The organism is Polaromonas sp. P1_E1_2 (assembly GCF_056406035.1).
Map to the genome: position 1 here is coordinate 1 of NZ_JBFUAZ010000746.1, position 1763 is coordinate 1763.

Here is a 1763-nt window from a genome sequence, read left to right on the forward strand (position 1 = left end):
GGATAACGCCGATACCTTCTGAGTCCGATGAACGCAGAACAATTCCAGCAACTTCTCGTGCCGCTGTCGATGCCGTGGGTGGACGCCGTCGTCCGGATGGACGAGGCCGCGCAGGGTCTGCTCCTCGCACTGGACGACACCGGCAGGCTGCAGCGCACCGTGACGGACGGGGACTTGCGGCGCGCTCTCCTGCGGCACAGCCCCGACACGCTCACCCTCGCGGGCTTGCCGAGCCGTCCGCCTCTTGTGGTCGGGCAGGCAGCGACCCTTTCCGAAGTGCAGCAGCTGATTGCGCGCCACGGCATCTCGCATGTGCCGGTGACCGACGCCAACGGGCGACCGGTTGACCTGATCACCAGCCGGGAGTTGTCGCAGCGCATCTGGTTGTCTTCGCCGCACCTCGGCGAAGAAGAAACAGCGTTCGTCGAGGACGCCTTCAAGACCAACTGGATTGCACCGTTGGGCCCTCACGTCGATGGGTTTGAACGCGAACTGGCCGAGCATGTCGGGGTTGCGCACGCCGCAGCGGTCAGTTCAGGAACTGCCGCCATTCACCTGGGCTTGGTCCTGCTGGGCGTCAAACCGGGAGATACCGTATTTTGCTCCTCACTGACCTTTGTCGGCAGTTGCAACCCCATCCTTTATTGCGGAGCAAAGCCGGTATTCATTGATTCCGAACCCCAGTCCTGGAACATGTCGCCCGCAGCGCTGGAACGCGCTTTTGAGTGGGCCAAGCGCGAGAGCCGGCTGCCTGCATGCGTTGTGCTGGTCAACCTCTACGGGCAAAGTGCTGACATGGACGCGCTGCTGCCAATCTGTGAGCGGTATGGTGTTCCAGTGCTTGAAGATGCCGCCGAATCGCTTGGCGCACATTACAAGGGTAAAAGCAGCGGAGCCTTTGGCCGGGTGGCTGTCTATTCCTTCAACGGCAACAAGATCATCACTACTTCGGGAGGCGGAATGTTGGTGGCTGATGATTCCGACCTTATCGCAAGAGCGCGAAAACTCTCGACACAGGCACGGGAGCCCGCTCCCCACTACGAGCACACAGAAGTCGGATTTAACTATCGCATGAGCAATGTTCTGGCCGGAATTGGGCGAGGGCAGCTGCGGGTGCTGGAGCAGCGCGTTTCGCAGCGCCGGCGCGTGTTTGAGCGGTATGTGGAGGCAATGGCAGATTTTCAGGAAATGCAGTGGATGCCGGAGCCGGAAGGCTGTCACTCCACCCGATGGTTGACATGTTTCACATTGAACGGGYCAGATGCTGCAGGGAGGAGCCGCGATGTGATGAAGGCGCTTGAGCGGCACTTGATTGAGGCGAGGCCGGTCTGGAAACCCATGCACTTGCAGCCACTCTTTGAAGGTGCTCCTTATTTTTCGCATGAGTCCGGTGTTGATATCTCTGCGGACCTTTTTCGAACGGGTATCTGTTTGCCCTCGGGTTCAAATCTTGATGCGGCTCAGCAAGACCGCGTGATTGATCATTTACGGCATGTCCTGCTCATGACGGAGGGCCGTCGTGCGCTTGCGTAAAGAGACTGTTTCGCTGTGGACTGCAGATCTCTTGCTGGTTTGTCTAGGGTGGTGGGCAGCATTTTGGCTGCGGTTTAATTTTGATATTCCTGAGGAGTTTGAAGCACTCGCCCTACAGAGCATGCCATGGGCGTTGGCTGGGTCTGCGGCCGGACTGGTCATTGCACGCGTTGACCGCCAAATCTGGAAGTACATTGGCCTGCCCGAGCTGCGGCAACTGGTATGGGGGG

1 protein-coding gene and 1 pseudogene are annotated in these 1763 nt (G+C 59.3%); both read left to right on the forward strand.

Going from position 1 to position 1763, the window contains the following annotated elements; translation table 11 throughout:
* The first annotated feature begins 27 nt into the window (after window positions 1-27).
* The gene (locus AC1D1P_RS22435; protein WP_477674508.1) at window positions 28-1533 is read left to right on the forward strand and encodes a DegT/DnrJ/EryC1/StrS family aminotransferase; all 1506 of its coding nucleotides are present in this window, start codon (window positions 28-30) and stop codon (window positions 1531-1533) included.
* Window positions 1520-1763: pseudogene (locus AC1D1P_RS22440) on the forward strand (polysaccharide biosynthesis protein); the annotation flags it as partial. The gene AC1D1P_RS22435 and the pseudogene AC1D1P_RS22440, both read left to right, overlap by 14 nt.